General features: G+C 68.4%; 22 protein-coding genes and 2 riboswitches. Of the genes, 10 read left to right on the top strand and 12 right to left on the bottom strand.

Annotated features, from left to right (window positions below; all coding sequences use genetic code 11):
* Positions 1–58: 58 nt before the first annotated feature.
* The 7 genes from ABFO07_RS34035 to ABFO07_RS34005 are packed head-to-tail and all read right to left on the bottom strand — an operon-like array spanning position 59 to position 6,877.
* Positions 59–1,105, bottom strand: a complete 1,047-nt coding sequence (locus tag ABFO07_RS34035) for an ABC transporter substrate-binding protein (protein ID WP_059881374.1) — start codon at positions 1,103–1,105, stop codon at positions 59–61.
* The gene (locus ABFO07_RS34030; RefSeq protein ID WP_060015383.1) at positions 1,102–2,253 is read right to left on the bottom strand and encodes an NAD(P)/FAD-dependent oxidoreductase; all 1,152 of its coding nucleotides are present in this window, start codon (positions 2,251–2,253) and stop codon (positions 1,102–1,104) included. Before ABFO07_RS34030 ends, ABFO07_RS34035 begins: the two co-directional genes overlap by 4 nt.
* Positions 2,246–3,679 (bottom strand): NAD(P)/FAD-dependent oxidoreductase, encoded by a 1,434-nt coding sequence (locus tag ABFO07_RS34025; RefSeq protein WP_347469799.1) that lies wholly within the window; start codon positions 3,677–3,679, stop codon positions 2,246–2,248. Before ABFO07_RS34025 ends, ABFO07_RS34030 begins: the two co-directional genes overlap by 8 nt.
* A complete protein-coding gene (locus ABFO07_RS34020; RefSeq protein ID WP_059959580.1) occupies positions 3,676–4,050 on the bottom strand; it encodes a (2Fe-2S)-binding protein in 375 nt (124 codons plus the stop codon). Before ABFO07_RS34020 ends, ABFO07_RS34025 begins: the two co-directional genes overlap by 4 nt.
* A complete protein-coding gene (locus ABFO07_RS34015) occupies positions 4,050–4,844 on the bottom strand; it encodes an ABC transporter permease (RefSeq protein ID WP_059809937.1) in 795 nt (264 codons plus the stop codon). The genes ABFO07_RS34020 and ABFO07_RS34015 overlap by 1 nt, the downstream gene beginning before the upstream one ends.
* Complete coding sequence (locus tag ABFO07_RS34010) at positions 4,841–5,794, bottom strand: ABC transporter permease (protein WP_059809940.1); 954 nt, start codon at positions 5,792–5,794, stop codon at positions 4,841–4,843. Before ABFO07_RS34010 ends, ABFO07_RS34015 begins: the two co-directional genes overlap by 4 nt.
* Entirely contained in the window at positions 5,795–6,877 is a 1,083-nt protein-coding gene (locus ABFO07_RS34005) for an ABC transporter ATP-binding protein (RefSeq protein WP_059809942.1), read from the bottom strand.
* A 296-nt stretch (positions 6,878–7,173) separates the two neighbouring features.
* Here ABFO07_RS34005 and ABFO07_RS34000 point away from each other — a divergent pair, with 296 nt between their 5' ends.
* Both ABFO07_RS34000 and ABFO07_RS33995 read left to right on the top strand, forming a co-directional pair.
* Positions 7,174–8,055, top strand: a complete 882-nt coding sequence (locus ABFO07_RS34000; RefSeq protein ID WP_347469797.1) for an IclR family transcriptional regulator — start codon at positions 7,174–7,176, stop codon at positions 8,053–8,055.
* 179 nt (positions 8,056–8,234) lie between these two features.
* Positions 8,235–8,954, top strand: coding sequence for a response regulator transcription factor (locus ABFO07_RS33995; protein ID WP_347469796.1), 720 nt, complete (start codon positions 8,235–8,237; stop codon positions 8,952–8,954).
* 92 nt (positions 8,955–9,046) lie between these two features.
* Here ABFO07_RS33995 and ABFO07_RS33990 read toward each other — a convergent pair whose 3' ends face one another.
* Positions 9,047–9,562 carry a hypothetical protein gene (locus ABFO07_RS33990; RefSeq protein WP_059809948.1) on the bottom strand — a complete coding sequence of 172 codons (516 nt, stop codon included), beginning with the start codon at positions 9,560–9,562 and terminating at the stop codon, positions 9,047–9,049.
* Between the two features lie 188 nt (positions 9,563–9,750).
* Between ABFO07_RS33990 and ABFO07_RS33985 the strand changes: the two genes are divergently transcribed.
* Positions 9,751–9,942 (top strand): hypothetical protein, encoded by a 192-nt coding sequence (locus ABFO07_RS33985; protein WP_059557939.1) that lies wholly within the window; start codon positions 9,751–9,753, stop codon positions 9,940–9,942.
* Between the two features lie 16 nt (positions 9,943–9,958).
* Here ABFO07_RS33985 and ABFO07_RS33980 read toward each other — a convergent pair whose 3' ends face one another.
* The 3 genes from ABFO07_RS33980 to ABFO07_RS33970 form a co-directional block, all read right to left on the bottom strand.
* Positions 9,959–10,438 carry a RidA family protein gene (locus tag ABFO07_RS33980; RefSeq protein ID WP_059881390.1) on the bottom strand — a complete coding sequence of 160 codons (480 nt, stop codon included), beginning with the start codon at positions 10,436–10,438 and terminating at the stop codon, positions 9,959–9,961.
* Between the two features lie 189 nt (positions 10,439–10,627).
* The gene (locus ABFO07_RS33975; protein WP_347469957.1) at positions 10,628–11,098 is read right to left on the bottom strand and encodes a YbhB/YbcL family Raf kinase inhibitor-like protein; all 471 of its coding nucleotides are present in this window, start codon (positions 11,096–11,098) and stop codon (positions 10,628–10,630) included.
* 432 nt (positions 11,099–11,530) lie between these two features.
* On the bottom strand, positions 11,531–11,899 hold the full coding sequence (locus ABFO07_RS33970; RefSeq protein ID WP_347469795.1) for a hypothetical protein: 369 nt from the start codon (positions 11,897–11,899) through the stop codon (positions 11,531–11,533).
* Positions 11,900–12,163: 264 nt separating this feature from the next.
* On the opposite strand from ABFO07_RS33970, the gene ABFO07_RS33965 reads away from it, so the two are divergent.
* Complete coding sequence (locus tag ABFO07_RS33965; protein ID WP_347469794.1) at positions 12,164–13,429, top strand: peptidoglycan DD-metalloendopeptidase family protein; 1,266 nt, start codon at positions 12,164–12,166, stop codon at positions 13,427–13,429.
* 73 nt (positions 13,430–13,502) lie between these two features.
* Here ABFO07_RS33965 and ABFO07_RS33960 read toward each other — a convergent pair whose 3' ends face one another.
* Positions 13,503–14,531 (bottom strand): ABC transporter substrate-binding protein, encoded by a 1,029-nt coding sequence (locus ABFO07_RS33960; RefSeq protein WP_059881396.1) that lies wholly within the window; start codon positions 14,529–14,531, stop codon positions 13,503–13,505.
* Between the two features lie 132 nt (positions 14,532–14,663).
* A riboswitch (guanidine-I (ykkC/yxkD leader) is annotated at positions 14,664–14,786 on the bottom strand.
* A 443-nt stretch (positions 14,787–15,229) separates the two neighbouring features.
* Positions 15,230–15,365: riboswitch (guanidine-I (ykkC/yxkD leader) on the top strand.
* A 60-nt stretch (positions 15,366–15,425) separates the two neighbouring features.
* Here ABFO07_RS33960 and ABFO07_RS33955 point away from each other — a divergent pair.
* The 6 genes from ABFO07_RS33955 (at position 15,426) to ABFO07_RS33930 (ending at position 24,413) form a co-directional block, all read left to right on the top strand.
* Entirely contained in the window at positions 15,426–16,181 is a 756-nt protein-coding gene (locus ABFO07_RS33955; RefSeq protein WP_059881397.1) for an urea amidolyase associated protein UAAP1, read from the top strand.
* An 11-nt stretch (positions 16,182–16,192) separates the two neighbouring features.
* Complete coding sequence (locus ABFO07_RS33950) at positions 16,193–16,849, top strand: urea amidolyase associated protein UAAP2 (protein ID WP_347469793.1); 657 nt, start codon at positions 16,193–16,195, stop codon at positions 16,847–16,849.
* A 151-nt stretch (positions 16,850–17,000) separates the two neighbouring features.
* Positions 17,001–20,597 carry an urea carboxylase gene (gene uca / locus ABFO07_RS33945; RefSeq protein WP_347469792.1) on the top strand — a complete coding sequence of 1,199 codons (3,597 nt, stop codon included), beginning with the start codon at positions 17,001–17,003 and terminating at the stop codon, positions 20,595–20,597.
* The gene (gene atzF, locus ABFO07_RS33940; protein ID WP_347469791.1) at positions 20,594–22,504 is read left to right on the top strand and encodes an allophanate hydrolase; all 1,911 of its coding nucleotides are present in this window, start codon (positions 20,594–20,596) and stop codon (positions 22,502–22,504) included. The genes uca and atzF overlap by 4 nt, the downstream gene beginning before the upstream one ends.
* Positions 22,479–23,453, top strand: coding sequence for an ABC transporter permease (locus tag ABFO07_RS33935; RefSeq protein WP_060148561.1), 975 nt, complete (start codon positions 22,479–22,481; stop codon positions 23,451–23,453). The genes atzF and ABFO07_RS33935 overlap by 26 nt, the downstream gene beginning before the upstream one ends.
* Positions 23,454–23,495: 42 nt before the next feature.
* Entirely contained in the window at positions 23,496–24,413 is a 918-nt protein-coding gene (locus tag ABFO07_RS33930) for an ABC transporter ATP-binding protein (RefSeq protein ID WP_059923707.1), read from the top strand.
* Positions 24,414–24,455: the final 42 nt, after the last annotated feature.

The raw sequence follows: 24,455 nt of genomic DNA, 5'->3' as shown, positions 1-24,455 counted from the left end.
TCGTTGCAGGCACGGGCCCGCGCGGGGAGGCATGCCGCGCGCGCACGGGCCGATCCCGTTACCGCTCGACCTGCCGGTTCCAGCGCGCATCCCACTGCGCGCGGCGCGCATTGATCGCGGTCCAGTCGACGACCGTCGCCTTGCGCACGAGTTCGTCGACGTTGCCGAGGCTGCGCTGCATCGATGCCGGCATGGTCGCCAGCCGGTTGGTCGGAATCTGCTTGCCGGCCTCGGCGGCCTTGGTTTGCGCGGGCGCCGACAGCAGGAACTGCGCGAGCTTCTGCGCGAGCTGCGGATCGGGGTTGTTGGCGACGACGCACAGGTCGACGAGCAACAGCACCGGCCCTTCCTTCGGATTCGCATAGGCGACCGGAATGCCCTTGTCCTGCAGGTCGCCCACCGCGGTCGGCGTCAGCGGGAACAGCCCGGCTTCGCCTGTCTGCACCATCTCGGAGATCTTCGCCGAGTTGGGGATGTATTCGATGACGTTCGGCCCGACCGTGCTTGCCCACTTGCCGAAGGCCGGCTCGACGTTCTGCTCGTTGCCGCCGAGCAGGCGGTTGATCGCGAGGAAGCCGTGCAGCCCGAACGTGCTGCTCGACGCGGACTGGAACACCACCTTGCCCTTGTATTTCGGATCCGCGAAATCCATCCACGACGTCGGCGGCGCCCAGCCTTTCTCCGCGAACAGCTTCTTGTTGTAGGCGATGCCCGTCATGCCGAGCTGCACGCCCGCGCCGATGTCGTCCTTCATCCGCGCGAACGGGTACAACTCCTTCAGCACCGGCGAATCGTCGAGCTTCTGGCATACGCCGAGGCTGGCCGCGCGCGTCATCACGCCGTCGTCGAGCAGCGCGACGTGGATTTGCGGCTTGTTGCGATTCGCAAGCAGCTTCGCGAGCACGTCCGACGACGTGCCGGGCACGATCACCACCTTCACGTTGTTCGCCTTCTCGAAATCGGGCAGCACCTGGCTCGTGTAGGCCTTTTCCATCGGGCCGCCGTTCATGCCGACGTAGATCGTCTTCGTTTGCGCGAATGCGGGGGAACATGCGCCCGCGAAGCACAGTGCGGCCGCCGCCGCGATCGTTCCGAACAGTTTCATCTTTGAGTCTCCTCGTGAGGGTGTTGGTCAGACGGGGCAGCCTGCGACGCGAAGCGGTCGACCGCGAACGCGTCGAGCGGGGTGATGGTCTCGCCGGCCGTGACGAGATCGGCGAGCACGTCGCCGACGCCCGGCGCGAGCAGGAAGCCCCCGCCGGAGAAGCCGAAGGCATGCAGGAGGCGCGGTGTCGTACGGCTCGCGCCGATGATCGGGTTGTGATCGGGCGTGCAGCCTTCGACGCCGCTCCAGGTGCGGATCACGAGCGCATCGCGCAGCGCGGGCAGCAGCGCGCACGCGTCGCGCATCACCGCGCGCGTGGTGTCGACGGACGGCTGGCCGAACTCGCCGTCGCCGTGCCCGCGCCCGCCGCCGATCACGCAGTTGCCGCGCGCGACCTGCCGTGCATAGACCCCGCCGCCATAGACGCCGAGGTTGTGCACGATGAACGGCGGCAGCGGCTCGGTCACCCACATGTTCGGGTAGATCGGCTGCATCGGCACCGCTTCGTCGAAACGGTCGGCGATCGTGTTCGCCCACGCGCCCGCCGCGTTGATCAGCCAGGTCGCGCGGGTTTCGCGGCCTGCGGCGCGCAGCCGGAAGTGCACGCCGTCGTGATGCACGTCGTCGACCGGCGTGTGCTCGAACACGTCCGCGCCCGCCGCGCGGGCCGCGCGCGCAAATGCCGGCGACACGAGGCGCGGATTCGCATGGCCGTCGGTCGCGCACAGCGAGCCGCCGCGCGCCGCGCGGCCGAGCCAGGGGTAGCGGCGGCGAAACGCGTCGCCCGTGATCATCTGCAGCGGCAGGCCGTGTTCGCCGGCGAGCACGGCATACGCGTCGAGCGCGTCGAGATCGGCGTCGCTGCGCGCGAGCCGCAGGTGGCCCGACAGCACGAACTCGCCGTCGATGCCGATCAGCTCGGGCAGGCGATCCCAGATGCGCCGTGCGCGCAGCGCGAGCGGCAGCTGCTCGGCGGGGCGCCCCTGGCAGCGCACGCCGCCGTAGTTCACGCCGCTCGCCTGCGCGCCGCAGTCGCGACGCTCGAACAGGCCGACCGACAGGCCGCGCTTCGCCAGCGCCAGCGCCGCCGACGCGCCGACCAGGCCGCCGCCGACGATCGCGACGTCGTAATGCGTACGGTCATTCATCGCGCGCCTCGTCGGGAATGGCCGCGACGTCGTCGCCGGCGAGCGTGGCGGCGATCGGGAACGGTTTGACGGGCGGCTGCGCGCGCAGCCGGCCGACGTCGGCGAGCGGTCTGCCGGTTTCCGCGGCGAGCACGCGCGCCGCCGCGTCGCCGCACATGCGGCCCTGGCAGCGGCCCATGCCGACGCGCGTCAATGCCTTCAGCCGGTTGATCTCGTGCGCTTGCCCGCCGCGGATGCAGCGGCGCAAGGCGCCGGCGTCGACTTCCTCGCAGCGGCACACGATCGTGTCGTCCGGGCAGTGCATCGCGTCGAGCGCGGGCAGCGCGAATGCGGCTTCGAGGCCGGCGCGGAACGCGCCGACGCGCGCGAGCGTGCGTTCGAGGGCGCGCGCGTCGGGCTTCCCGCCGGGCGGGGGCGCGGCGATGCCGGCATCCTCGAGCAACGCGAGCGCCGCACGCCGGCCCGACGCTTCGGCCGCATCGGCGCCCGCGATACCCGCGCCGTCGCCCGCGACGTAGAGCCCATCCACCGACGTGCGGCCGGCCGCATCGCGCTCGGGCAGCCACGCGCGATTGAGCGGATCGAAGCGGAACCGGCAGCCCGCGAGATCGGCGAGCTGCGTTTCGGAACGCAGGCCGAAGCCGAGGCCGAGCGCGTCGCAATCGATCAGGCGCGACCTCGCGCGATCGCCCGCGCCGCGCCATGCAAGCCCGGTCACATGCCGGTCGCCAAGCACGCGTTCGAGCGTGACGCCGGTTTCGACCGCAATGCCGTGGGCACGCAGCCAGCCGACGTAATAGAGCCCCTTCGCGAAGGTCGATGGGGCGCGCAGCAGCTGCGGCACGGCCGCCGCCTGCTGTCGCCACGGGCTCGTGTCGAGCACCGCGACGACCCGCGCGCCGGCCTTCGCATACTGATACGCGACCAGATAGAGCAGCGGGCCCGTGCCCGCGAATACCACGCGTTGCCCGATCGCGCAGCCCTGCGCCTTCAGCGCGACCTGTGCGCCGCCGAGCGAGTACACGCCCGCGAGCGTCCAGCCGGGCACCGGCAGCAGGCGATCGGTCGCGCCGCTCGCGACGATCAGATGCGAGAACGGCACTGCGACTTCGCGGCCGTCCTGCAGCGTGTCGAGCCGGCCGGCGCCGCATGCCCACGCGAGCGTGTCCGGGCGATAGTCGAGCTGCGGCAGCAGCGCGGCCATGGTCCGATGCAGCGCATCCGCCTTGCCGGCTTCGAAGCCGTAGAGCGTCGACTTCGAGCGCGCAAAGGCACGATCGGCGGGCGGCTGCCGGTAGATCTGGCCGCCCCAGCGCGCGTTCTCGTCGATCACGACCGGCCGCAGCCCCGCGTCGACGAGCGCCTCAGCCGCGCGCACGCCGGCCGGGCCCGCGCCGACGATCACCGGTTGCAGGGGCCGGGTCATCGCGCGCCTTCGTCCGATGCGGCCACCGCGCCGGTGACGATGCGCATGCCCGCCGCGATCGGCGTCGAGCATGCGCGCAGCCGCGCGCCCGCTTCCGTGCGCACCCAGCAGTCCTGGCACGCGCCGATCAGGCAGAAACCCGCGCGCGGCAGGCCGCTGAATTCGCTGATACGCACGCATCGCTGCGCGACGAGGATCGCGGTGAGCACGGTGTCGCCGGCGAGCGCCTGCGCGGGGCGGCCGTCGAGCGTGAAGTTGACCGGCGCGCGCTCGCGCTCGGCCACGCGCACGAACTGGGCGCCGCCGGCCGGGCCGTCGTCCGCGGCGGATGAGCGAGAAGGGGAAGCGGAAACAGCAGCGGAAATCGCCATCAGTGTTGACCGATCAGGATGCGGTTGAGGCCGTACACGCGATCGAGCAGCAGCATCGCGGCGGCGGTGATGAAAATGACGAGCGCGGATACCGACGCCATCATCGGGTCGATCGATTCGGTCGCGTACATGTACATCCGCACCGGCAGCGTGACCGTCTGCGGCGACGTGATGAAGACCGACATCGTCAGTTCGTCGAAGCTGTTGATGAACGCGAGCAGCCAGCCGCCCGTGATGCCGGGCAGGATCATCGGCAGCGTGATGCGGCGGAACGTCGTCCACGGGGCCGCGCCGAGCGATGACGCGGCCTGCTCGATGCTCCGGTCGAGCCCGGCGACGGACGCGAGCACGAGCCGCATCACGAACGGCGTGACGACGATCATGTGCGCGAGCACGAGCCACGCGAACGAGCCCGTTGCGCCGATCATCGCGAAGAAGCGCAGCAGCGCGATGCCGAGCACGAGCCCGGGGATCATCAGCGGCGACAGCAGCAGGCCGTTTACGAACGCGCGGCCGGGAAACGTCGCGCGGCCGATCGCGAGGCCGGCGGGCAGCGCGATCGCGAGCGACAGCGTCGCCGACGCGAACGCGAGCTTCACGCTGTTGAGGAACGCGGTGACGAAGTCCGGATAGTCGAGGATCGCGCGGAACCAGCGCAGCGACAGGCCGCGCGTGGGCAGCGTCAGCGTTTCGTCGGGCGTGAACGCGACGAGCACGACGATCGCGAGCGGCGCGAGCACGAACGCGATCACGAGCGTGTGGAACGCGAGGGCGAAGGGGCCGTTCTTTCTCATCGGGATGCGCCTCCGAGGCTGCGTGCGTAGCGGCGTTCGAGCACGCGGTAGTAGGTGAGCATCACGACGAGATTCGCGACCAGCAGCAGCACCGCGATCGTCGCGCCGAGCGGCCAGTTCAGCGAGCCGAGGAATTCGTCGTAGACGGTGGTCGCGGCGACCTTCAGCCGGCGCCCGCCGAGCAGGCCCGGAATCGCGAACGCACTTGCCGAGAGCCCGAACACCATCAGGCTGCCCGACAGGATGCCGGGCACGAGCTGCGGCAGCACGATGCGGCGCAGCGTCGTCGCGGGCGACGCGCCGAGCGACAGCGCGGCGTGCTCCGTCTGTGGATCGAGGCGCTGCAATGCGGTCCAGACCGGAATCACCATGAACGGCAGCATCACGTGCACGAGCGCGATCACGATCGCGAAGGTCGTGTATTCGAGCTTGTAGGGCCCGAGGCCGGCCAGGCCGAGCGCCTGGTTCACGAGGCCGTTCGTGTTCAGCAGCATGCTCCAGCCGAACGCGCGGACGACGATCGACACGAGCAGCGGCGCGAGGATCGCGAGCAGGAACAGCGAGCGCCACGGGTCGCGCATCCGCGCGAGCACGTAGGCTTCCGGCGTGCCGATCGCGACGCAGATCACGGTGGTCAGCGCGGCGATGCCGAACGTGCGCGCGAAGATCGTGTGGAAGTACGACGAACCGATCACGTCGACATAGTTGCCGAACTGGAACGCCGCGATCGGGCCGGTGGCGGGATCGAAGCGGTAGAAGGTGAGCACCAGCGTCATCGCGAGCGGCACGAGCACGAGCGCGGCGAACAGCGCGAACGCGGGCGCGCACAACAGCCACATCGGCGCATGCGCGGACCACGTCGCGCGCAGCGACGGGCGCGACGCGGCGCGCGGTGCGGCGAGCGCGGGCGCGATGCCTTCAGGCGGGAGCGAGCGGGGGGATTGAGACATTCAGGCCTCCACGCGCATCACGCGCACCGCGTCGCTGTGCCAGTCGACGCCGACCGGCGCGCCTTCCGCGAGCGGCTCCGCGCCTTCGTTCTGGCAGCACACGAGCACTTCGCCGAGCGCGCTGTCGACGCGGTACAGCCACTGGCTGCCGAGGAAGAAGCGGCTCGTGACGGTTGCGGCGAGGCGGCCGGCGCCGGGCGCGCACAGGCGCAGCTTCTCCGGGCGGATGCACAGCGACACGCGCTCGCCGATTCGCACGTCGCGTTCGCGCGGCGGCAGGTGCGCGGTGCGGCCGGTTTCGGCGAGATCGTGGCCGAGGTCGATGCGGATCGCGTCGCCGTCATGCGCGACGACCGTGCCGGGCAGCAGGTTCGCCTTGCCGATGAACTGCGACACGAAATGGTTCTCCGGGCGCTCGTATGCGTGATACGGCGTGTCGATCTGCGTGATGCGGCCCGCTTCCATCACGACGACGCGATCGCTGATCGACAGCGCTTCCGACTGGTCGTGCGTGACCATGATCGTCGTCGTGCCGATCTTGCGCTGGATCGCGCGCAATTCGAACTGCATGTCCTCGCGCAGCTTCGCGTCGAGGTTCGACATCGGTTCGTCGAGCAGCAGCACCGGCGGTTCGATCACGACCGCGCGCGCGATCGCGACGCGCTGCCGCTGCCCGCCGGACAGCTCGCGCGGAAAGCGGTGCGCGAGCGCGTCGAGGCGCACGAGCGACAGCGCCGCGCGAATGCGCTCCGCGCGTTCGGCCTTGTCGACGCCGCGCATGTCGAGGCCGAAGCCGACGTTTTCCGCGACGCTCATGTGCGGGAACAGCGCATAGCTCTGGAACACGATGCCGAGCCCGCGGCGGTTCGGTTTCGTCCGCGTGATGTCCCGCCCGTCGAGTGCGATGCGGCCGCGCGTGACGTCGACGAAGCCGGCGATCATCTGCAGCGTCGTGGTCTTGCCGCAGCCCGACGGCCCGAGCAGCGACACGAACTCGCCCTTTTCGACTGACAAATTGACGTCGGCGACGGCGATCAGGTTGCCGAACGATTTCGTCAGATCCGTAAGCGTGAGAAAAGACATGGTTGGCCTTCCGGTGGTGCGCACCGCCGGACGGGTGCGTCATTGAGGCGGACTCTAGCCAGCCATAATCGGGAGCGTCAATTTCAAGTTCTGCTGGCCGGGATGAATTTTGAAAAAATTCCGGTGAACGGAACATATCCTGCCGGCGGCGTGAATTCGTTCCGGAAACCGAGGCGCGCGATACCCCCGAAATGCGCGCGTCAATCCCGTGTACGCCCGGATGCACGGGGATTTTCGGCGAGGCAATAATCGGAGCAATCGTATTCCGCTCAATGAAATCGTCGAGGAGGTCCCGCATGCCCAACACCCCGTCGCTCCGAAGGCCGGCGGTCGTTGCACCGGCCGGCGAACCGGCGGACGCGCCCGGCAGCGGGATGCTGCAGCGCGCGTTCGCGATCCTGCGCGCGCTCGCGGGCATGCAGCAGGACGGCGTGCGCGTCACGCATCTGGCGAAGGCCGTCGGCCTCACGCAGGGCACCGCGCATCGCATCCTGCAGTCGCTGATCGCGGAAGGGATGGTCGAGCAGGACGAGCAGACGAAGCTGTACCGGCTGAGCGTCGATTTCTTCGCGCTCGCCGCGCAGGCCGGCAACCCGAGCAGCATGCGCACGCTGTGCCGTCCCGCGTTGCTGAGGCTGTGCGCGAGCCTCGGCGAGACGATCTTCCTGCTCGTCAAAAGCGGCTTCGACGCGGTCTGCCTCGATCTGTGCGAAGGGCCGTTTCCGATCCGTTCGTTTACCGGCGATATCGGCGGGCGGGTTGCGCTCGGGGTCGGGCAGGGCAGCCTCGCGATTCTCGCGTTCCTGCCGGATGCGGAGCGCGAGGAGGTGATCCGCTTCAACGTGCCGCGCATCCGCGGCTACGGCGTGCTCGACGAGGTGTACCTGCGCACCGAGATCGAGCGCGTGCGGCAGCTTGGCCACGCGGGCCGCAACAGCGGCGTGCTCGACGGCATGGCGGGCGTCGCGGTGCCGATTCTCGATCGCACGGGTTACCCGGTCGGCGCGCTGAGCGTCGGCACGCTCGCGTCGCGGCTCGGCGACGACCGGTTGCCGATGGTGGTCGAACTGCTGCGGCGGCAGGCCGATGCGATCGGGCCGCGCACCAACCCGTTCGACGCCACGCTGCGTCGTCCGCTGCACGGGTTGGCGGGGGCGGTGGGGCAGGCGGTGGTGTGACGGGCGGTGCGGATGCGCAGACGTGCGCAGCGCCGGACCGTCAAAAACACGGGTGCGCCCGGAAAATTATCCGATGCAAATGGTCGCCCGGCACCTTAATATGCGTGTGCAAATCCGCAGGTGCGCGTGCATCGAGGGTGATCCGAATTGAACGAACGACTTCTGTCTTGCGAGATGCCGTGAGAATCGCCGTACTGGAAGATGATCCGGCCCAGTGCGCTTTCGTCAGTCAAATCCTGACGGCGGCGGGGCATACGTGCCGCACCTTCAGCGACGGCAACGCATTCACGAAGCACCTGAAACGCGAAACGTTCGACCTGCTGGTGCTCGACTGGGCAGTGCCCGGGGTGTCCGGCGAGGACGTGCTGAAGTGGGTGCGCGCCAATCAGACCGAGCACAGCCTGCCGATCATCTTCATGACGATCCGCGACGACGAGGCGGGCATTGCGCGGATTCTCGACGCGGGCGCGGACGATTACGTCGTCAAGCCGGTGTCCGGTCCGGTGCTGCTCGCGCGCATCGGCTCGTTGCTGCGCCGCGCCTATTCGTTCAACGCCGAGGCGGCGGTGCACGAGTTCGGCCAGTATCGCTTCGACGTGAACGCGAAGCAGGCCTGCGTCGGCGGCAAGCCGGTGAATCTCACGATGAAGGAATTCGAGCTCGCGTTGTTGCTGTTCCTGCACCTCGACCGGCCGCTGTCGCGTGCGCACATCGTCGACCGGATATGGAAGCAGGCGGCCGACATTCCGTCACGCACGATGGATACGCACATGTCGACGCTGCGCACGAAGCTCGGCTTGCGGCCGGGGAGCGGTTATCGCCTGACGCCGATCTATGGTTACGGTTACAGGCTCGAACGGGATGAACAGGACGAACGGCAGGAGGCGGCGAAGTCGTAAGCGTCGTCGTTGCGCCTGCTGCGCACGCTCCTTTTTAGCGCTGTAAGCGATGGGGCGCGACGCCGCGTCGCGCCCAGGCGGGATGCCGGACCTTAACCGCCGTGCACGCCAATCACATGCTCGAATACGTTCCAGCCACCCTCGACGTGGGTTTTCATGATCCCGTTGCGGTGTAGTGACGCATTCAGGGCCGCGGTCTGTGCGATGCCCCGACGGGCGAAGTCGGCGAGAGGATGCGCTGCCATTGCATTTTGCGGGATCGTCTGATCGCTGGCCTTGGCCTTGTCTCGCTCGAAGTCGCAGAGTTCCGTCGTCGTGTCGGCGGTGACCGGCTTTTGACGCAAGGCAATCGCCTTGGGATCGCTGTGCGCGGCGTCGACCAGCGCGGGTGACGCGCCGGGGCCCATCTGGAACAACGCGGCCGCCGTATTCTGCATCTCGCCGATGGTGCCTTTCGCAGCGAACGGCATGAGATTCTGCAGTGGCCCGCGCGTGTTCATGCTGGACGAGCGAGTCTGGTTTTGTGCGCTGTTGTCGCTCGGCCCCGGGGACGATGAATGGTCGATCGGTGCGCTGGTCGAGGTATTGCCAATCTTCGGAGTGGACATGTTTTCCTCTGGAGTCGTTCCGTCGTCGCGGCGCGACGAAGCGGAATCGACAGTCTTCTGAAAACGAATGAAAAAGCGCCATGCGGATTGGAAGGTATGTCGTGCGGGGCGAAGGAAGTCAAATCGGTTCGCCCAGGCAAGGCCGGCCTGCTAGACTGGAAATTCCCCTGCAAACCACGGAGGGAGACATGACCACCATCTATGTCGTGAAGACCGGCGAGCATTTCCTCTGCCTCGCCGAGGACGGCGACATCGGCATCGCGCCGGCGATCGAAGATGCCATGTCCTTTCTTTCGTATGAGGAAGCAAAAAAAACGGCGAACCTGCATGCCGACACCGGATACGAAATCGTGGCCGTCAACCTTGAACGTGTGCGCTGAGCGCCTGCATCACCGGCTAATCCACGATGGCTTCGCAATCGATTTCCAGCAGGAAGTCCGGATTGGGCAATGAAGCCACGATCGCCGTGGTACGGGCCGGATATTTCCCCGGCGCGAAATGCGTCGCGTAGATGCGGTTCATCTCCTTGAAATCCTCACGCCGCACGAGCAGGACGGTCACCTTGACGACACGATCCCAGCCTACGCCCGCGGCCTTCAACACTCCGCCGATGTTCTCCATCACCTGATTCATCTGCGCGGTGAAGTCGTTGGCGGCGACCTTCCCGTTCTTGTCCAGGGCCGGGGTGCCGGCGACGAACAGGAGATGGCCGGCTTTGACGGCCGGCGAGTACGGCACGGGGTTGACGAACTGTCCGCCGGGACGGATGTATTCGATCGACGGACGGGCATCGGCTGCCGGCTGCTGAGCCTTTGCGCCGCCGCCGAACATCAGGCCGGAAATCACCAGGCCGCAGGCAATGAGATGAGTAAGCATCACACCTCCTTGATTCATCAAGTTGCACGATGTGTCGACACGGCAACCATGATGTCGCCGACCGCGTCGGAGCGGATTAGCCTCGACGTGGCGCTTGCGTGAAGCGACTCGCGCGATCGGGGCGTACCGTGCGACCCGATCACGTGATGGGTTTCATCGCGGCCGGGATCGCGGGCCTGCCACGCGCGCCTACTTCTGAAACGTCCCGAGCAATTCGGCATGCGCCACCACATGCCCTTGCATCGCCTTCTCCAGCGCGGCCTTGGTCGGCTTGTGGAGATCGGGCAGCACCGTATCGAGCGCATACAGCTTGTGGAAATAGCGGTGGCGGCCAATAGGCGGGCAGGGGCCGCCATATGCGGCGTGCCGGAAGTCGTTGGTGCCTTCGAGCGTGCCCGCCGGCAGCGCGCTTCCGGTGAGCGCCTCCTGCAGCCCGGGCGCCGCGGGCGGGATGTTGTACAGCACCCAGTGGACCCATGTCGTTTGCGGCGCGGTCGGGTCCGGCGCGTCAGGGTCGTCGACGATCAGCGCGAGGCTCTTTGCGTTGGCGGGCACCCCGGACCACGCGAGCGGCGGCGACACATCCGCGCCCATGCAGGTATGGCGGCGGGGAATCTCGCCCCCTTCGCGAAAGGCCGGCGAAGTCAGGGTCAAGGTCATGGCGTGCTCCTCGGCGACGCTCTGCGCCGCCAATCCGGCGGCGCAGCAGATCAGCGGAATCAGAAGGCATGCCGCGCGGCAGCGCATCGCAGGTGCTCCATCGGTTTGCCCTGCGACGATCGCCACGCGCGAGGGCGCGCCGGTCATTCGCGCGATCTCGATCGCCGACCGGCGTCGGGCGAGGCGTCGCGGCATCGGTCGGGCATGTAGAAAAGCTAGTGCAGGCCGCGGCCAAATTCAACACGCGGCGAGTGGATGTTACTCGTCGGACAAATCGGCAAGCCAGCGGAGCGTCAGCCGGTTTTTGCCGCAAGGAAGCCGTTGTCCGATTGCTTGTCGCGGCGCGGGGTCGAATTCACGACGCGGAAAAGCCGGGGCGCATCACCCCGGCCAGAATTGCTTTCGCCGATTCCAGGCACCGAGACTGCCCATCTATATGCGCTCGACGGACAACAAGCTGCATCTTCCCGGGTAGGCGGTGTATACGGGATCGTCGGTTATCCAAAGACGAACCTGTTGATTGGCATTCTTCGCATCGCGCAACAGCGACAACATGCTCCTGTCGGCATCGATGGTCCTGAGTGTGGTGACGTAATGGATGTCGCAATTCACGGCGCCGGAAAGTTGAAGGCCGGCGGGCACGTAAATCTCCATGTTCCCCGGAGCCACGTGCCCGCCAAATGCGCCGCCGAGAACCGCGATACTGCCCAGGCTGACCGGCTGGGTATGGATCATGCCGGGGAAGGTGGCAGTCGAGATGCACAGGAGCCCGATGCCGAGCGTGGATTTCAGAATGTTCATATTCACACCTTTATAGGTATGTATTGCATGGGTGGAAATACATGACTGGGGTGTGCTCGATAAAACCGAGTTGAATCATAGGAAATCCATCGAAGCCCGCAAGGTGATTTCGGATCGTTCGACTCCGGTTTCCGGAGCGGTCGAATCGCCTTGAAATTATCGCGTCAAGAATTTCAGCTAGTGCGTCTTATTTAAAAACGCATCCAGAGATATTGCATTTTCCTTGCAATGACTGGCGAATGATGTAGGCTTGATGCCGCTGTCATGGATTTCGTGCAAACCCTTTTCGTGGTGCATTTAACTATGCGCAATTCACCAGGCCGTTCTGCATCAAATTCGATTCAATACCTGATTGGAATTCTGCTGATTGCAGCTGGCTTTGGCGAAATCGTCCATGCGGCGCCAATCGAGACGTCGTTGCAACGCGCGATCGAGCAGGCGCTCGACTCTCGATCGGGCAGGGCGCTGACACTGCCGGCCCGGTCGGACAGCAACCTGGTCGAGGCAATCAAAACCGACGACGTTTCCGGATGGGTATTTGGCACTGCGACGCAAATCCTGAACGGAGGCGAATCCGCCGATCCCGTCACGAAGCTGTTCCTTGCGCGCAACGTGAATGGCCGATGGATCACGGGCGTCGAGGGCAGCAGCCAGTTTGCGGCGTTGCTCGACGCGGCGCCGCCCACGCTGCTCGCTGCCGAGGAACGGAAAAATCTGGCGGTGAAACGCGCACTTGCGCCACGGTCGGCGGCATTGCCGCAACCGGGCCTTGCGTTGCCGTGGGAACTGAATGCCGGGTGGTATTGGACGGGCGGCGCGCACGGCTGGTCCGGACAAAGCAGGCCGTACAACTCCCTCGATTTCTCGGGCGGCAACGGCCGCGTGCTGGCGGCGCGAGACGGCTATCTCTACAAGAGCTGCGAGCGCAACGGCAGCGCGATCGTGAAGGTGGTTCACGACAATGGTTATGCGACGACCTATTACCACATGGTCCAGCTGACGTCGTTGAACAGCGGCACGCGTGTCCGTCAGGGGGAATATCTGGGCAGCGTCGGAAACGGCCTGCCGTGCGGCGGGCAAACGACAGGGCCGCATGTGCACCTTTCACTGAGCAAGGATGGCAACGACGTGTCGGTCAACGGCATGACGATCGGCGGCTGGCAGTTTTTCGAGGGCGCCTCGGCGTATGCCGGATACGCCGTTCGCGATCAACGGCGCGTCTCCCCGCAGGCATGGCTGGTCAATTACGGAGGCGCGGATTCCGGTAACCCGACCACGCCCGTCAGTGCGCGTGTCCAGGCATCAGGGCAGGTGAATCTGCGCAGCGCGCCTTCGTTGTCGGCGCCGATCGTCGGTTCGCTCGAGAATGGACGCACCGTGCAGCTCGCTTGCTATAAATACGGCGACTCCGTAAATGGCAACTGGGGCGCCACACGGCTCTGGTATCGACTCGATTCGAATCAATGGATCTCGGACGGATTCGTCTACACGGGCAGCAACGACCCGGTGGTGCCGGAATGCGTGAATTAGCGCGGGCGCGCCGGCGTACGCGAGGCCGCCGCATTGCACCGCGCGCGGCCCCGTGCAACGTCGACGCGCGACGTCAATGCGCGTCGACGAGCCGCGGATCGATATACGCGTCGACGTCCTGCGACTGCTTGTACACCGCGTTGCGCACGTTGAACGCGTTCGCGTTGCGGGTCGAGCCGTAGATCGAATCGAGGCCGTCGCCCTTGCGGAACGCCTGTTTCGCGGCCGCGGCGTCGAGCAGGTGCGTGCCCTTGAGCAGCGGCAGGTATTGCGCGGGCGCCAGGCCGACCCGCGCGGACATGATCTTCACCGCATCGGCCTGCGTCTTCGGGTCATTGATGTACGCCACGCAGCGATACCAGACCTTCACGACCTTGGCCCAGTCGGCCTTGCGGGCGGCGAGGCTCGTCGGCGTGACGGTGATCGCATCGTAGATCAGGCCCGGCGCGTCCGCCGACGTGAAGATCGCGCGCGCGCCCGGCGCCCGCTTCAGCGCCTCGCCGGCGTTCGGCTGCCACGCGGCGATCGCCGCGATGTCGGTCGACGCGCCGAGCACCTGCGGCAGCTCGTTGGTTTTCGCGTTGACGAGCGTGACGTCGGCATCCTTCAGCCCGTGCTTCTGCAGCGCGGTCTCGAGCAGCAGGTGATCGACGAGGCCGAGCTCGACGCCGATCTTCTTGCCCTTCAGGCCCGCCACTGACCGCAGCGGCGGCTTCGCGATGATCATGTCGTTGCCGGCGGAATAGTCGGTGAGCAGGATCATCACGTTCTTCGCGCCCGCCGCGCCCGTGACGAGCGCATCGCCGTTGGTCGCCGCGACGGCGTCGAGCTTGCCCGCCGAGAACGCGTCGAGCGACGCCGAGTAATCGAACCACTCGAAATCGACGTCGACGCCGGCTTCCTTGAACCAGCCCTTGTCGAGCGCGACCTGGAACGCGACCCAGCCGGGCCAGTCGCTGTAGCCGATCTTCAGCGGTGGGGCGGCGTGCGCGGCGGGACTCGCCAGCAGCGACGCGGCGAGGGCGGCGCTCAGCGCATGACGGACGAAACGGACGGGGCGGGCAGACAACAGGCGGCGGAACGGGAGGGCAAGGCGGGTCATCGTGTTCTCCAGGAGACCGGTTGAGGGTGCGTGGCGGCTCGCGCATGCGCGAGCCGGCCACGTGGCCGGTTCCTGCGGATGCGGGACGACAAGCCGGCCACGGAGAGGCGCGACGGCCGCCGCCATCGCCTTTTCTCCCGGGCTTTTGTCCCGCCGTGTAGCGCCGTGTTCGACGGTCCGGACGACCGCATGATCACGCGCCGGGCTGCTCTCGGACCAGACGTTCGAAGAACCGGAACCCTAGCATCCCTAAGATGCGACGCCGCCGCACCTCTCGGCGTGGGGTTGAGCGAGAAGCATGCCAACCGGTCGGGGCGGCATCGCGTTGCGGCGGATTCAGCGGCGGCGCGCGGGCCGCTGGAGTTCGATGAAGCGGGCGGAAAACAGCGCGGTGAGCACGCGCCGGAGCAGGTCGAGCTTGTTCATCTGCAATCGAGGACGGGTGGAGGATGCCCGTTTCGAGCAATGACCGTGCCATCGCGTGCGGCCCGCGCAACCGCCGGCCGCATCGCCCCGCGATGGTGCGCGTCGCGTTCGCGTGGTGCGCGCCGCGCCCAGCGCGTGGGCAAACGGCGCGGCGCGCGCGGTGCGGGATCACGCCGCGCACGCGGCGCAGCCCCGTCGCTGCGTGCGCGCCGGAACGCTGGCACGCATCTCGCTTGAACGATTGCCGAGAGGTGCGAAGCAATTTGCATCATCTTCAGGATCGCTAGGGTTCCGGTCGCATCGCGTGCTGCGCGTTGCGACGGCTGGTCCGAGAGCAATCCGGTCTTGCTGCCTTCCTCGCCACGAGGAACCGGCGAGGCTCCACGGAGGGATAAAAGCCCGGGAGGTCGCGATGTCGTTCGGTCGCCCTCTCACGCTTTTTTCCCGCAACCGATCCGAGGAGCCGCCATGTCGCCGAGCCCCCAAGCCTTGCTTGCCCCGCTGCCGCACGTCGTGTGGGAGACGGTCATTCCCGCCGGAACCCACTGGTCCGGCATTCTGCGTCGCGGCCTAGCGCTGCGCGTCGTCGACGTCGACGGCGGCGCGAATGTGTCCGCGGTGTTCCATCGCCACGAAGATCCGCTCGAACGCTACAACATGGCCGACACGCTGAAGGCGCAGCACACCGCGCACCTGACGCGCGGCCATGCGCTGTATACGGACATGGGCCGCGTGATCGCGTCGATCACCGCCGATACGCTCGGCTGGCACGACCCGCTCGGCGGCGTCGGCGACGCGCGGTTGTTCGCGCGCAAGTACCGCGCGTCGTCCTACCAGGCCGATCGCAACGCGATGATCCGCAACGGCCGCGACAGCCTCGTGCTCGAACTCGCGAAATACGGGCTGTCCGCACGCGACCTCGCCGCGAACGTCAACTTCTTCAGCAAGGTCGCACCGCGCGACGACGGCGCGCTCGATTTCGTCGCCGGCCATTCGCCGGCCGGCAGCGCATTCGACCTGCGCTTCGAAATGAACACGCTCGCCGCGTTCTCGACCGCGCCGCATCCGCTCGATCCCGATCCCGACTATGCGCCGAAGCCGGTGAAGCTGATCGCGTATCGTGCGTATCCGGCCGACGCCGCCGCGCCCGCCGACGATCCGTGCCGCCGCGCGTGCGCGGAGAACGTGCGCGGCTTCATCAACACCGACCGCCTGTTCGCGTGAGGAGCCCCGACATGCCGATCATCGAAAGCCGCCTCGACCCGCGGCACGCGATCTACGACACCACGCTGAACGCCGGCGAACCGTGGCTGCACGACGTGAAGCGCGGGCAGGTGCTGCGCATCCTCGACCTCGAAGGCAACCAGGCGGTCGACACGCTGTTCTACCGCACCGATGCGCCGGACGAGCGCTACAGCGCGCAGGACACGATCCGCGAGCAGCGCAACCTGTACCTGAGCGCGGGCAGCGTGCTGCTGTCCAGTCTCGGCAACCCGATGGTGACGATCGTCGCGGATACCTGCGGCCGCCACGACACGCTCGGCGGCGCATGCGCGGCCGAGAGCAACACGGTGCGCTACGCGCTCGACAAACGCTACATGCACAACTGCCGCGACAGCTTCCTCCACGCGATCGCGCAGTGCGCGTGCGGAGCCGGCGCGCGGCTGACCAAGCGCGACCTCGTCGGCAACGTCAACTTCTTCATGAACGTGCCCGTCACGCCGCTCGGCCAGCTCACGTTCGAGGACGGCATATCCGCGCCGGGCAAGTACGTCGAGATGCGCGCGGAGATGGACGTCACGGTGCTGATCTCGAACTGCCCGCAGCTCAACAACCCGTGCAACGGCTACAACCCGACGCCGGTGCGGCTCACGATCTGGGAGGCGGAATGAACGGCCCCCGCGCTCACTATCGTTCGCTGCCCCCCGAGGGGGCGGTTGCCGTCCACGGCCGGCTTTGCGAAGCCGGCCGGCTGCGCGGGCGCGGAGCGGTGCTCCGCGAATTCCCCGCTACGCCCCTTGGCGCGGCCCGGCGGGAGGCAACATGAGATTCCGTAAAGTCCTCGTCGCGAACCGCGGCGAAATCGCGTGCCGCGTGATCCGCACGCTGAAGCGGCTCGGCATCGCGTCGGTCGCGATCTACTCCGAAGCTGACCGCGACGCGCGTCACGTGAGGCTGGCCGACGAAGCGGTGTGCGTCGGCGCGGCGCCGGCGGCCGACAGCTACCTGAACGTCGCGGCGATTCTCGACGCGGCGCGCACCACGGGCGCGCAGGCCGTGCATCCCGGCTACGGCTTCCTGTCGGAGAACGCCGATTTCGCCGACGCGTGCGCGGCGGCCGGCGTGCGCTTCATCGGGCCGCGCGCGGACCAGATGCGCGCGTTCGGCCTCAAGCACACCGCGCGTGCGCTGGCGCGCGAGCACGGTGTCGCGCTGCTGCCCGGCACGGGGTTGCTGGCCGACGTCGCGACGGCGCTGGCCGAAGCGGACGCGATCGGCTATCCGGTGATGCTGAAAAGCACCGCGGGCGGCGGCGGCATCGGCATGTCGCTGTGCCGCGACGCCGCGCAGCTTGCGGCGGCGTTCGAGAGCGTCGTGCGGCTCGGCAGCGCGAATTTCGCGCATGCGGGCGTCTATCTGGAGAAGTTCGTCGAGCACGCGCGGCACATCGAGGTGCAGATCTTCGGCGACGGGCGCGGCGGCGTGATCGCGCTCGGCGAGCGCGACTGCTCGGTGCAGCGGCGCAACCAGAAGGTGATCGAGGAGACGCCCGCACCCGGCCTGAGCGATGCGGAGCGCGGCGCGCTGCACGCGAGCGCGGTGCGGCTCGCGCGCGCGGTCGACTACGCGTCGGCGGGCACCGTCGAATTCGTGTTCGATGCGCGCACGCGCCAGTTCCATTTCCTCGAAGTGAACACGCGGCTGCAGGTCGAGCATTGCGTGACCGAGGCAGTGACCGGCATCGATCTCGTCGAATGGATGATCCTGCAGGCCGAGGGCGACCTGCCGCCGCTCGACACGCTGGCCGTCGCGCCGCGCGGCGCGAGCATCCAGGTGCGGCTCTACGCGGAAGATCCGCACAAGCAGTTCCAGCCGAGCGCGGGCGTGCTCACGCATGTCGCGTTTCCGGAGGCGGCGCGCGTCGATACGTGGGTCGACGCGGGCACCGAGGTCAGCGCGCACTACGATCCGCTGCTCGCGAAGCTGATCGTGCGCGGCGACACGCGCGCGCACGCGCTCGCGGCGCTGCGGGCGGCGCTCGACGCGACGGCGCTGTACGGAATCGAGACCAATCTCGACTACCTGCGCGCGATCGCCGGCTCCGACACGTTCGCGCGCGGCGCGCAGACCACCGCGTTCCTGTCGCGCTTCGCGTTCGCGCCGCACACGATCGACGTGCTCGACGGCGGCGTGCAGACGACCGTCCAGCAGACGCCCGGCCGGGTCGGCTACTGGGATGTCGGCGTGCCGCCTTCGGGGCCGATGGACGGTCGCTCGTTCGACCTCGCGAACGCGCTGCTCGGCAACCCGCCCGACGCGGCGGGCCTCGAGTTTACGATGGTCGGCGCGACGCTGCGCTTCAACACGGAGACGCTGTTCGTGCTCGGCGGCGCGCCGCTCGCGGCGACGCTCGACGGCGCGCCGGCGCCGTTCTGGCAGGTGCTGCGCGCCGCGCCGGGCGCGCTGCTGAAGCTCGGCGGCGTGACCGGCGCGGGCGTGCGCGCGTGCCTCGCGGTGCAGGGCGGCCTGCAGGTGCCCGACTACCTGGGCAGCAAGGCGACCTTCACGCTCGGCCAGTTCGGCGGCCACGCGGGCCGCGCGCTGCGCAAGGGCGACGTGCTGCACCTGGGGCCGCACGCCGCGCGCGGCGACGCGGGCGCGACGCTCGCCGAAGCGGAGCGGCCCGTGCTGACGCACGCGTGGACGCTCGGCGTGCTCGACGGGCCGCACGGCGCGCCGGACTTCTTCACGCCGGACGACATCGCGATGCTGTACGGCACGCGCTGGACCGTTCACTACAACTCGAGCCGCACCGGCGTGCGGCTGATCGGCCCGAAGCCGCAGTGGGCGCGCGCGGACGGCGGCGAGGCGGGCCTGCATCCGTCGAACATCCACGACAACGCATACGCGATCGGCGCGGTCGATTTCACCGGCGACATGCCGGTGATTCTCGGGCCGGACGGGCCGAGCCTCGGCGGCTTCGTGTGCCCGGTGACGGTCGTGCGCGACGAGCTGTGGAAGCTCGGGCAACTGCGGCCCGGCGATACCGTGCAGTTCGCGCGGGCCGAAGTGGCACGGCCGCAGGCGCTGACAGCGCCGGCCGCGCTGTCGGATACCGCCGCGCCGGACGCCTGCGTGCTGTACCGCGATCCATCTGCCGGCAACGGCAACGGCATCGGCGTCGTCTACCGGCGCTCGGGCGATCGCAACGTGCTGATCGAGTATGGCCCGCTCGTGCTCGACCTGAACCTGCGCTTTCGCGTGCACGCGCTGATGGGCTGGCTCGACGCGCACCGGCTGCCCGGCATGCTGGACCTCACGCCCGGCATTCGTTCGCTGCAGGTGCATTTCGACGCGCGGACGCTGCCTCTCGATACGCTGCTCGCGCATCTGCAGGCGGCCGAGCGCGAATTGCCCGACGTCGCCGACATGCGCGTGCCGAACCGCATCGTGCATCTGCCGCTGTCGTGGGACGACCCGTCCACGCGCATCGCGATCGAGCGCTACATGCAGTCGGTGCGGCCGGACGCGCCGTGGTGCCCGAGCAATATCGAGTTCATCCGCCGCATCAACGGCCTCGCGAGCATCGACGACGTGAAGCGCATCGTGTTCGACGCACGCTACCTCGTGATGGGGCTCGGCGACGTCTATCTCGGCGCGCCGGTCGCGACGCCGATCGATCCGCGGCATCGGCTCGTGACGACCAAGTACAACCCCGCGCGTACGTGGACGCCGGAGAACGCGGTCGGCATCGGCGGCGCGTACCTGTGCGTGTACGGGATGGAAGGCCCCGGCGGCTACCAGTTCGTTGGCCGCACGGTGCAGATGTGGAACCGCCATCGCACGACGCGCGAGTTCGTGGCCGGCAAGCCTTGGCTGCTGCGCTTCTTCGACGAGATCCGCTTCTACGAAGTCAGCGAGGCCGAGCTGGCGGCGCTGCGCGCGGATTTCATCGCGGGCCGCGCGCAGTTGAAGATCGAGGAGTCGGTGTTCGATCTCGGCGACTACAACCGCTTCCTGCGCGATGAAGCCGGATCGATCGCCGCGTTCAAGGCCGCGCAGCAGGCGGCGTTCGACGCCGAACGCGAGCGCTGGCGCGCGGCCGGGCATGCCGAATACGTCGGCGATGCCGGTCACGACGCGGCGGGCGCGGTCGCGGCGGACGACGCGCTGACCGGCGCGCGGCGCGGGATTACCGCCGACGTGTCGGGCAGCGTGTGGCAGGTGCTGGTCGGCGAAGGCGCGCGGGTGAAGGAAGGGCAGGTGGTGGCGATTCTCGAATCGATGAAGATGGAGGTGTCCGTGGTGGCAATGGAAGATGGCGTGATCGAGACGATCGACTGCGCGCCCGGCACGGCGGTGGTCGCCGGCCAGCGGCTGATGGTGATGAAGGTGGGCGCTGCCGAGGAGGTCGCATGAGCAGGAACGATCCGCACGAAGTACCGGACCTTCGCTCGATCGCCGCGCTGCGCGCGCGCTACGCGAGCGGCGAGTTGACGCCGCACGCGCTCGTCGATGCGATCGCCGCGCGTTTCGCGCAAGGCGATCCGCATCACGCGTGGATCAGGCCGCTGACGCGCGACGAGATGCGCCGCCATGCCGACGCGCTCGCGGGGCGCGACGTCGCGGCGCTGCCGCTGTACGGCGTGCCGTTCGCGATCAAGGACAACATCGATCTTGCCGGCATTCCGACGACGGCCGGCTGCCCCGCGTATGCCTATACGCCCGCGCGCAGCGCGCCGGTCGTCGAACGGCTGATCGCCGCGGGCGCGATCCCGATCGGCAAGACCAATCTCGACCAGTTCGCGACCGGCCTGTCCGGGCAGCGCTCGCCGTACGGCGCGTGCCGCAACGCGCTCGACCCACGCTATGCGTCGGGCGGGTCGAGCTCGGGATCGGCGGTGGCCGTCGCGCTCGGCCTCGCCGCGTTCGCGCTCGGCACCGACACGGCCGGTTCGGGCCGCGTGCCGGCCGCGTTCCACGGGCTCGTCGGGCTGAAGCCGACCAAGGGCGTGCTGAGCACGCTCGGCGTCGTGCCCGCGTGCCGGTCGCTCGATTGCGTGTCGGTGTTCGCGCATGCGCCGGCCGACGCGCAGGCCGTGTTCGACGCCGCGCGCGGCGTGACGGCGGGCGACCCGTACGGTCGCGAATGGCAGCCGCTGCGCGATGCGCACGGCGGCGCGCATCACACGCGAGCGCTGAACCGCCTGCGCTTCGGCACGCCGCGCGCCGACCAGCTCGAATTCTTCGGCGATGCGTCGTATCGCGCGGCGTACGGCGCGGCGCTGGCGCGCCTGCGTGCGACCGGCGCGCATGTCGTCGAGATCGACTTCGCGCCGTTCGTCGCGACCGCGCGGCTGCTGTACGAAGGCCCGTGGGTGGCCGAGCGGTTCGCGGCGATCGGCGCGTTCATCGCGCAGCAGCCCGACGCGGTGCATCCGGTGATTCGCGAGATCGTCGGCGGCGCGTCGCGCTTCAGCGCCGCCGACGCGTTCGCCGCGTTCGACCGGCTCGCCGCGCTGCGCGTCGATGCCGCGCGCGCATGGGAAGGCCTCGACGCGATCGTGATGCCGACCTCGCCGACGACCGCGACCGTCGACGCGCTGGAAGCCGACCCGATTCGCGTCAATGCGCGCTTCGGCTACTACACGAACTTCGTCAACCTGCTCGACCTGTCGGCGATCGCGGTGCCGGCGGGCACGTGCGCGACGGGGCCGCACGCGGGGCTGCCGTTCGGCATCACGTTCGTCGGCCGCGCGCATGACGACGCGCTGCTGCTCGAGCTTGCGCAGGCCTGGATCGACGGGCTGGCGGACGACGCTGCCGGAAGCGGGCGCGGGATGTCCGGCGCGCACGCCCCCGCAGTTGCGGACACGTCGGGCGTCGTGCGGATCGCGGTGGTCGGCGCGCACCTGCGCGGCGAACCGTTGAACTGGCAGCTGACGCAGCGCGGCGCGCGCTTCGTCGCCGCGACGACGACGGCCGCCGCGTACCGGCTCCATGCGTTGCCGGCGGCTGCGGCGGGCGGCGTCGCGAAACCCGGCCTCGTGCGGGTCGCGGAAGGCGGCGCGGCGATTGCCGTCGAGCTGTGGACGCTGCCGGTCGCCGCCTACGGCAGCTTCGTCGCCGGGATTGCCGCGCCGCTCGGCATCGGCACGCTGACGCTCGCGGACGGCACGCAGGTGCAGGGCTTCCTGTGCGAAAGCGCCGCGCTCGACGGCGCGGAGGACATCACGCGCTTCGGCGGCTGGCGCGCATACCGCGCGCACGGCGCGCATGCAACCCGACACGGAGATTCACATGTCAACGATACGCAACACGGCTGACTGGTTCGCGGTGCGCCGCGCGCTGTCGGCGCGCGGCAAATGGCTGCTCGGCATCGCGTCGTTCCTGCTGCCGCTCGGCGTCTGGTGCCTGATCAGCTACGCGCCGTTCGTCTGGCACCCGCAGGTGCGCATCACGCACCCCGGCAGCGTCGACTACTTCCAGGCCGGCATGCAGGTCGACCGGGACGTGTTCGCCGACGAGCTGGCCCATGCGCGCGACGCGCACACGGCCGCGCCGGAAGGCGTGCGCGCGAACCCCGTCTACCTGCCCGCGCCGCACCAGGTGCTGCGCGCGTTCTACACCGCGTTCACGACGCCGCCCGCGTCGCGTGACGGCGTCTGGCTGCACGAGAGCCTGTGGCACAGCATCCGGATCATCTTCTGGGGCTTCGTGATCTCGTCCGCGATCGGCGTGCCGCTCGGCATCGTGTGCGGGACGTTCAGCGCGATCGCGCGGCTGCAGGAGCCGTTCTTCGAGTTCTTCCGCTATCTGCCGGCGCCCGCGTTCGGCGCGCTGATGGTTGCGATCCTCGGCATCTACGACGCGCCGAAGATCGCGATCATCGTGATCGGCACGCTGTTCCAGCAGGTGCTGATCGTCGCGAACACGACGCGCAAGCTCGAATACGGGCTGTTCGAGGCGGCGATGACGCTCGGCACGAACCGCCTGAAGCTGGTCTCTCACGTCGTGATTCCGGGCGTGCTGCCCGACCTGTACCGCGACCAGCGGATCCTGCTCGGCTGGGCGTGGACCTACCTGATCGTCGCCGAGCTGGTCGGCACCAGTTCGGGCATCACGTGGTACATCAGCCAGCAGGCGCGCTACCAGCATTTCGACAACGTGTACGCGGCGATCCTGATGATCGGCATCATCGGCCTCGGCACCGACGTCGTGCTCGCGCTGCTCGGCCGCAAGCTGTTCCCGTGGGACCGCGCGCTGAAAGCGTGACGGCCCGACACGACTCACCGAACGATTTCCGACGAGGCGATCATGCTGAATCCCCAGGCCATTCCCGACTACCTGACCCAGTCCGACGCGGTGCGCGAACGTTTCGAACGCCTGAAGGCGCGCGACGTGATCCTCGACGTGCGGCACGTCGGCAAGCGCTTTCGCACGCCGCAGGGCGACACCGTCGCGCTGCACGACATCAGCTTCACGACGCACCGGCGCGAGTTCGTCTGCGTGATCGGCCCGTCCGGCTGCGGCAAGTCCACGCTGATCCGCATCCTGGCCGGGCTCGAGGCGCAGACGAGCGGCGACGTGCTGCTCGACGGCAAGCCCGTGCGGGGGCCGGGCGCCGATCGCGGGATGGTGTTCCAGGGCTACACGCTGTTTCCGTGGCTGACCGTGAAGAAGAACGTGATGTTCGGGCTGCGGATGAACGGCAGCAGCAGCGGCCAGGCGGAGCGCGAGGCGCTGCAGTGGCTCGAGCTCGTCGGGCTCGCGCGCTTTGCCGAGGTGTATCCCCATCAGCTTTCCGGCGGGATGAAGCAGCGCGTCGCGATTGCGCGCGCGCTCGCGAACCGGCCGCGCATCCTGCTGATGGACGAGCCGTTCGGCGCGCTCGACGCGCAGACCCGCGCGAAGATGCAGGCGCACCTGCTCGACATCTGGCGCAACATCGACGTCACGATCCTGTTCATCACGCACGATCTCGACGAGGCGATCCTGCTCGCGGACCGCATCCTCGTGCTGAAGGCGCATCCCGGCGAAGTGCAGGAGCTGATCGAGGTGCCGGTGCCGCGGCCGCGCGGCTATGCGCAGGTCAATACGCCCGAGTTCGTCGCGACGAAGGCGCGGCTGGAGGCGCTCATTCATCCGCAGGGGGCGGCGGAGGACCCGGCGGCCGGCGAACCCGTGCGGCCGCACATGATCCGGATGACCGACGTGACCGATAACGTCGAGTGAAAGGCGGCCTCGCGCGTTTCGGAAATCGAATGTTTGAGGCCA

It is taken from the genome of Burkholderia stagnalis, assembly GCF_039848545.1.
Classification (GTDB): domain Bacteria; phylum Pseudomonadota; class Gammaproteobacteria; order Burkholderiales; family Burkholderiaceae; genus Burkholderia; species Burkholderia stagnalis.
Note: the sequence above shows the minus strand (reverse complement) of the source record. Positions and strands in the feature narration are given on the sequence as shown.